We start from the raw sequence: 7,027 nt of genomic DNA, 5'->3' as shown, positions 1-7,027 counted from the left end.
CGCCGAGGCCGGCGGCTGGGACGGGGTTGCCGGCAACCCGCCCTACATCCGGTTCGGCAACTGGTCGTCGCAGCAGCGCGATCCGGCCCTGGACCTGATGCGGCGCGAGGGTCTGCGCCCCACCCGTCTGACCAACGCGTGGGTGCCGTTCGTGGTGGCGAGCACCGTGCTGGCGCGCGACGGCGGACGGGTGGGCCTGGTGCTGCCGGCCGAGCTGCTGCAGGTCGGTTACGCCGCGCAACTGCGCGACTTCCTGCTGAGCCGGTTCCGCGACATCACCCTGCTGACCTTCGAGCGCCTGGTGTTCGACGGCATCCTGCAGGAGGTCGTGTTGTTCTGTGGTGTCGTCGGCACCGGCCCCGCGCGCATCCGCACCGTCCACCTCAGGGACGCCGACGCCCTGGCCGAGGCCGACCTGGACGTCGAATCGGCGCCGGCGCTCTTGCACGAAGACGAAAAGTGGACCAAGTACTTTCTGGACCCCGCCGCGATCCGGCTGCTGCGGGCGCTCAGAAGCTCGGGCAGCCTGACCCGGCTCGGGTCGGTCGCCGAGGTCGACGTCGGCATCGTGACGGGGCGCAACGCCTTCTTCACGTTCACCGACGCCCAGGTCGGCGAGCTGGGGTTGCGGCCGCACTGCGTCCCGCTGGTCTCACGCAGCGCCCAGCTGTCCGGACTGGTGTACGACACCGATTGCCGCGCAAGCGATCTCGCCGCCGGGCAGCGCAGCTGGCTGCTCAACGCGCCGCGCGAACCGGCCGATCCAGCGTTGATCGCCCACATCCGCGCCGGCGAAGCCGCCGGGGTGCACCGCGGCTACAAGTGTTCGCTCCGCAAGCCGTGGTGGGCCACGCCGTCGCTGTGGGTGCCCGACCTGTTCCTGCTGCGCCAGATCCACCGGGCGCCGCGGCTGACCGTCAACGCCGCCGCGGCCACGAGCACCGACACCGTGCACCGGGTGCGGCTTGTCGCCCGGGTCGAACCGGCCGCGCTGGCCGCCGCCTTCCACAACAGCGTGACGTTCGCCTTCGCCGAGATCATGGGTCGCAGCTACGGTGGCGGCGTCCTGGAGCTCGAGCCCCGCGAGGCCGAGCAGCTGCCCATCCCCGCGCCGGCGCACGCCGACGCCGAGCTCGCCTGCGATGTGGACCTGCTGCTGAAGGCCAACGAGATCGAGAAGGCGCTCGACGTCGTCGACCGCCGCGTGCTGATCGACGGCCTCGGCCTGCCGGCCGACGCGGTGGCGGACTGCCGCGCGGCGTGGGCGTCATTGCGGGATCGGCGCAAAAGGCGGGGGGCACGGTGAGCGTTCGGGAATCGGCGATCGCCGTGCTGTCGGACTGGGAGCCCCCCGACCCGGCTCAGGATTCGTTGCGGCACGCCGTGCTGGCCTTCGTGCACGCCCGCGCCGACGCGTGCCTGCGCGAGTGCGTGCCCGGCCACGTCACCGCGTCGGCGCTGGTGCTCGACCACTCCGGCAGCGAGGTGTTGCTGACCCTGCATCCCCGCGTGGGCCGGTGGGTGCAGCTGGGCGGCCACTGCGACGGTGACGACGCCGACGTCCTCGCGGCGGCGCTGCGCGAGGCCACCGAGGAGTCCGGGATCGACGGGCTGCGCATCGAACCCCGACTGGCCGCGGTGCACGTGCATCCGGTGACCTGCTCGCTGGGTGTGCCGACCCGCCATCTGGATCTGCAGTTCGTCGCGCACGCGCCGGCCGGCGCGCAGATCGTGATCAGCGACGAGTCCGACGACCTGCGCTGGTGGCCCGCCGACGCCCTGCCGGACGGGACGGATCACGCGCTGGCCTATCTGGTCGCCCAGGCCACGCGGGCCTAGACGTCCGACGAGTACCGGATGCCGCCGTCGGGAATCGACACACCGGGCCACACCCGGGCGCCGCGCAGCAACTCGCAGCGCGCCCCGATGTCGGCGCCGTCGCCGATCACGCCGTCGCGGATCAGCGCCCGCGGGCCGATGCGAGCGCCGAAGCCGATGATCGAGCGCTCGATCACGCTGCCGGCCTCGACCTTGACGCCGTCGAAGATCACCGCGCCGTCCAGCCGGACACCCGGGCCGATCTCGGCACCCCGCCCGACGACCGTGCCACCGATCAGCACCGCGCCCGGCGACACCGCGGCGCCGTCATGCACCAACTGCTCGCCGCGGTGGCCGTGCAGCGCGGGCGACGGGGCGATGCCGCGCACCAGATCCGCCGAGCCGCGGACGAAGTCCTCTGGCGTACCCATGTCGCGCCAGTAGCTGGCGTCGACGTAGCCGCACACCTGCACGTCGGGGTCGGACAGCAGCGCGGGGAACACCTCACGCTCCACGGAGACCTCCCGGCCGCGCGGAATCCGGTCGATCACCTGGCGGGAGAAGACATAAGTTCCGGCGTTGATCTGGTCGGTCGGCGGGTCCTGCGTCTTCTCCACGAAGGCGGTGACCCGGCCGTTGTCGTCGGTGGTCACGCAGCCGAACGCCCGCGGGTCGCCCACCCGCACCAGGTGCAGGGTGACGTCGGACTGCTGGGCGGCGTGGAAGTCGAGCATCTGGCCCAGGTCGGCCCCGGAGAGCACGTCGCCGTTGAACACCATCACGGTGTCGTGGCGCAGGTGCCCCGCGACGTTCGCGATGCCGCCGCCCGTGCCCAGCGGGTGCTCCTCGGTGACGTATTCGATCTGCAGGCCGAGCTTGGAGCCGTCGCCGAACTCCGCCTCGAACACCGCGGCCCGATACGACGTGCTGAGGATGACGTGCTCGATGCCGGCCGCGGCGACGCGCGACAGCAGATGGGTGAGGAACGGCAGCCCCGCGGTGGGCAGCATGGGCTTGGGTGCCGACAGGGTCAGCGGCCGCAGCCGGGTGCCCTTGCCGCCGACCAGGATCACCACATCGACTTCGGGACCCCGCGAAAGATCTGCCACCTCAGTGTCGCCCTTCTGCCAGTTTCCGCCGTCCGGAGGCGCGCAGCGCGCTGCGCACCATCAGGCGGGACCGCACCGCCAGCGAGGCGCGCAGGGTCCAGCGCAGCGGAGCGCGCAACCAACCGGAATGCCGGTCGGCCAGGAACATATACGTGCTCTTGTGATGGGCGGCCAGGTGGTTGGCCGGATCCCCGCCGGTGGAGTGGCCCTTGTGGTGCAGCACCTCCGCCGACGGCACGTAGACGGACAGCCAGCCGGCCTTGCCGAGCCGGTCGCCGAGGTCGACGTCCTCCATGTACATGAAGTAGCGCTCGTCGAACCCGCCGATCTGGCCGAACGCCGAGCGGCGCACCAGCAGGCAGGACCCCGACAGCCAGCCCACCGGCCGCTCAGTGGGTTCCAGCCGCTCCTGGCGGTACGCCGCCGACCACGGGTTGCGCTTCCAGAACGGCCCGACGACCGCGTGCATGCCGCCGCGGATCAGGCTGGGCAGGTGCCGCGCCGACGGATACACCGACCCGTCGGGATCGCGGACCAGCGGGCCCAGTGCGCCGGCACGCGGCCAGCGCGACGCGGCGTCCAGCAGTTCGTCGATGCTGCCCGGGCCCCACTGCACGTCGGGGTTGGCGACGATGACCCAGTCGTCGTCGCGGTCGAGCTGTGCGACGGCGCGATTCACCGCGGTCCCGTAGCCGAGGTTGGCTCCGGTGTGGAAGAGCCGCACATTCGGATAGCGCTCGACGGCCGCCTCGGGGGTGCCGTCGGTGGAGCCGTTGTCGGCCAGCAGCACGCACACCTCTCGCTCGGTGGCCAGCGACAGCGAGGCCAGGAAGCGCTCCAGGTGCGGGCCCGGTGAGTAGGTCACCGTCACGACCGGCAGGACGTCAGTCACGCGTAGAGGGTAACGGTCGGTCGGCCGCAACAGCGCCATCAACGTTGCTTTGAGAGGCGGCCAGGGCCGCGACAAGCGCAGGGCGCCACGGCCTCAGCGGCCGCATCCCCGCGGCCACCGACTGGCCGCTGGACAGCGCGGAATAGGCCGGCCGGGGCGCGGGGCGGGGAAAGTGGTCGGTGGTGACCGGTCGCACCCGCTCCGGATCGGCGCCGCACTCCTCGAAGACGGCGCGGGCCTGTTCGAACCGGGAGCAGGCGCCCTCGTTGGCGGCGTGCAGGATCGGACCGGCCACGCCGTCGTCGACGATCTGCAGCAGCGCGGCGGCCAGGTCGCCGACGTAGGTCGGGGAGCCGGTCTGGTCGTCCACCACGTCCACCGGGCCGTCCCCGGCGGCCAGCCGGCGCATGACGGCGACGAAGTCCTTACCGGTGCCGCCGGTGTAGACCCAGGCGGTGCGGACCACGACCGCCTCCGGCAGTGCCGCCAGCACGGCCCGCTCCCCCGCGACCTTGCTGCGGGCGTACACACTCTGCGGCGCGGTGCGATCGGTGGGCTCGTACGGCCGGGGCGGCGCGCCGCCGAAGTCCCCGTTGAACACGTAGTCGGTGGAGACGTGGACCAGCTGCGCGCCGGCCTGCGCGCAGGCGCGGGCGATGTGCCCGGGCCCGGTTTCGTTGACGGCGAACGCGCCGGCCTCGTCGCTCTCGGCGCCGTCGACGTTGGTGTAGGCCGCGCAGTTGATCACGACGTCGCCGGGCCGCACGATCCGCTCGGCGGCCGCGGGGTCGGTGATGTCCCACTGCGACGACGTGAGCGCCACGGCATCGCGGCCCTGACTTGCGGTTAGCGAGGTCAAATAGCCGCCCAGCTGCCCGCCGGCACCGGCGATCACGATCCTGCCTGACATGGTTCGAGTTTGGCATGGCGCGAAATCCGGGGCCCAAGCCCGGGGCACGCGGGGCTTCGCTACCCGTGAAGCTCCTGTGTCGCAAGTAATGTAGTGGGATGCCTGTGCAACGTGTGGTTCGTGTGATTGGCACCGCGCTGACGCTCGCGGTCGTCGTCGGCACCGGGATCGCGTGGAGCAATGTCCGGTCTTTCGAAGACGGGATCTTTCACATGTCCGCGCCCTCGCTGGGCAAGGGCGGCGACGACGGCGCGATCGACATCCTGCTGGTCGGGCTGGACAGCCGCACCGATGCGCACGGCAACCCGTTGTCGCAGGAGGAACTGGACACGTTGAAGGCCGGCGACGAGGAGGCCACCAACACCGACACGATCATCCTGATCCGGATCCCGAACAACGGGAAGTCGGCCACCGCGATCTCGATCCCGCGCGACTCCTACGTCGCCGCCCCGGGCCTGGGCAAGACCAAGATCAACGGCGTCTACGGCCAGACCCGGGAGGCCAAGCGCACCGCCCTGGTCAAGGCCGGTGCCTCCGCTACCGAGGCCGCCGCGCAGGGCACCGAGGCCGGTCGCGAGGCGCTGATCAAGACCGTCGCCGACCTCACCGGCGTCACCGTCGACCACTACGCCGAGATCGGCCTGCTCGGCTTCTCGCTGATCACCGACGCCCTCGGCGGTGTCGACGTCTGCCTCAAGGAGCCGGTGTTCGAACCGCTTTCGGGTGCCGACTTCCCGGCCGGCCCGCAGCGACTCAACGGTCCCGAGGCGCTCAGCTTCGTGCGGCAGCGCCACGAGCTGCCGCGCGGCGACCTGGACCGGGTGGTGCGCCAGCAAGTGGTGATGGCCTCGCTGGCCCATCGGGTCATCTCCGGCCAGACGCTGTCCAGCCCCACCACGGTCAAGCGGCTGGAGGCCGCCGTCCAGCGCTCGGTGGTGATCTCGGCCGGTTGGGACGTCATGGATTTCGTGCAGCAGATGCAGAAGCTGGCCGGCGGCAACGTCGCCTTCGCCACCATCCCGGTGCTCGACGGCGCCGGCTGGAGCGACGACGGCATGCAGAGCGTGGTGCGGCTGGATCCGCATCAGGTCGCCGACTGGGTGGGTGGCCTGCTGCACGATCAGGAGCAGGGCAAGACCGAGGAGATCGCGTACACCCCGGCGAAGACCACCGCGAGCGTGCTCAACGACACCGACATCAACGGCCTGGCCTCGGCCGTGTCAGACGTGTTGAGCTCCAAGGGGTTTGCCACGGGTACGGTGGGCAACAACGACAGCGGGCACGTCAAGGCCAGCCAGGTGCGCGCCGCCAAGAGCGACGACCTGGGGGCAAAGGAGGTCTCCAAGGAATTGGGTGGGTTGCCGGTGGTCGCCGACACCTCGCTTGCCCCGGGTGCGGTGCGGGTGGTGCTGGCGAACGACTACAGCGGTCCGGGCTCGGGCCTGTCCGGCGGCGCGGAGGTCATGCCCGCCAAGGTGTCCACCGCCGGCGCGGTGGCGGCCGACCCCAGGGTTCCCGCGCCCTCGCCGATCCTGACCGCCGGCTCCGACAAGCCGGAGTGCATCAACTGAGCACGCTGAGCGGGGCCATCCTCGATCCGATGCTGCGGGCCGATCCGGTGGGCCCGCGCATCACCTACTACGACGACGCGACCGGCGAGCGCATCGAGCTGTCCGGTGTGACGCTGGCCAACTGGGCCGCCAAGACGGGCAACCTGTTGCGCGACGAGCTGGGCGCCGGACCGGGCAGCCGGGTGGCGATTTTGTTGCCCGCGCACTGGCAGACGGCGGCCGTGCTGTTCGGGGTGTGGTGGATCGGCGCCGAGGCGGTGCTGGCGGGCCCGGCCGACCTCGCGCTGTGCACGGCGCAACGCCTGGACGAGGCGGACGCCGCCGTGAGCGCGGCCGCATCGAGGGGTGAGGTGGCGGTGCTGTCGCTGGATCCGTTCGGCCGCCCGGCACCCGGCCTGCCGATCGGCGTGACGGACTACGCGACCGCGGTGCGGGTGCACGGCGACCAGATCGTGCCCGAACCGAGCCCGGGGCCGGCGCTGGGCGGGCGATCGGTCGACGAGGTGCTGGCCGATTGTCAAAGCTCGGCGGCGGCAAGGGGTTTGACGTCGGGCGACCGGGTGCTGTCCGGCGCGTCGTGGTCGGAGCCCGCCGCATTGGTGGACGGCCTGCTGGCGATCATGGCCGTCGGCGGCTCGCTGGTGCAGGTGGCCAACGCCGACCCGGCCGGACAAGAGCGCCGCATCGAAACGGAGAAAGTCACCAGGGTGCTGTGAGGCCCGGACGG

General features: G+C 71.7%; 7 protein-coding genes. 4 read left to right on the top strand and 3 right to left on the bottom strand.

The window, feature by feature from the left end; translation table 11 throughout:
• Nucleotides 1-1,306 (top strand): class I SAM-dependent methyltransferase (locus tag A5708_RS13605; RefSeq protein ID WP_065029134.1); only part of this gene is annotated, 1,306 nt, incomplete at its 5' end.
• Nucleotides 1,303-1,839, top strand: a complete 537-nt coding sequence (locus tag A5708_RS13600; protein WP_065029133.1) for an NUDIX hydrolase — start codon at nucleotides 1,303-1,305, stop codon at nucleotides 1,837-1,839. The genes A5708_RS13605 and A5708_RS13600, both read left to right, overlap by 4 nt.
• Here the strand turns inward: A5708_RS13600 and A5708_RS13595 are convergent.
• From A5708_RS13595 to rfbD, 3 genes are read right to left on the bottom strand one after another with little or no spacing between them, the layout of a single operon-like run.
• On the bottom strand, nucleotides 1,836-2,927 hold the full coding sequence (locus tag A5708_RS13595; RefSeq protein ID WP_065029132.1) for a sugar phosphate nucleotidyltransferase: 1,092 nt from the start codon (nucleotides 2,925-2,927) through the stop codon (nucleotides 1,836-1,838). The genes A5708_RS13600 and A5708_RS13595 overlap by 4 nt on opposite strands.
• Nucleotide 2,928: 1 nt before the next feature.
• Entirely contained in the window at nucleotides 2,929-3,858 is a 930-nt protein-coding gene (locus A5708_RS13590) for a glycosyltransferase family 2 protein (RefSeq protein ID WP_155766010.1), read from the bottom strand.
• The gene (gene rfbD, locus A5708_RS13585; RefSeq protein ID WP_065029130.1) at nucleotides 3,812-4,729 is read right to left on the bottom strand and encodes a dTDP-4-dehydrorhamnose reductase; all 918 of its coding nucleotides are present in this window, start codon (nucleotides 4,727-4,729) and stop codon (nucleotides 3,812-3,814) included. Before rfbD ends, A5708_RS13590 begins: the two co-directional genes overlap by 47 nt.
• 98 nt (nucleotides 4,730-4,827) lie before the next feature.
• Here rfbD and A5708_RS13580 point away from each other — a divergent pair, with 98 nt between their 5' ends.
• Together A5708_RS13580 and A5708_RS13575 are read left to right on the top strand one after the other, a co-directional pair.
• Complete coding sequence (locus A5708_RS13580) at nucleotides 4,828-6,300, top strand: LCP family protein (RefSeq protein ID WP_065029129.1); 1,473 nt, start codon at nucleotides 4,828-4,830, stop codon at nucleotides 6,298-6,300.
• Nucleotides 6,288-7,016, top strand: a complete 729-nt coding sequence (locus A5708_RS13575; protein WP_196772629.1) for a TIGR03089 family protein — start codon at nucleotides 6,288-6,290, stop codon at nucleotides 7,014-7,016. The genes A5708_RS13580 and A5708_RS13575 overlap by 13 nt, the downstream gene beginning before the upstream one ends.
• Nucleotides 7,017-7,027 lie beyond the last annotated feature (11 nt).

Source organism: Mycobacterium colombiense, from assembly GCF_001672755.1.
Classification (GTDB): Bacteria; Actinomycetota; Actinomycetes; order Mycobacteriales; family Mycobacteriaceae; genus Mycobacterium; species Mycobacterium colombiense_C.
The sequence above is the reverse complement of the archived record's forward strand: the minus strand, read 5'-3'. Positions and strand labels throughout refer to the sequence as shown.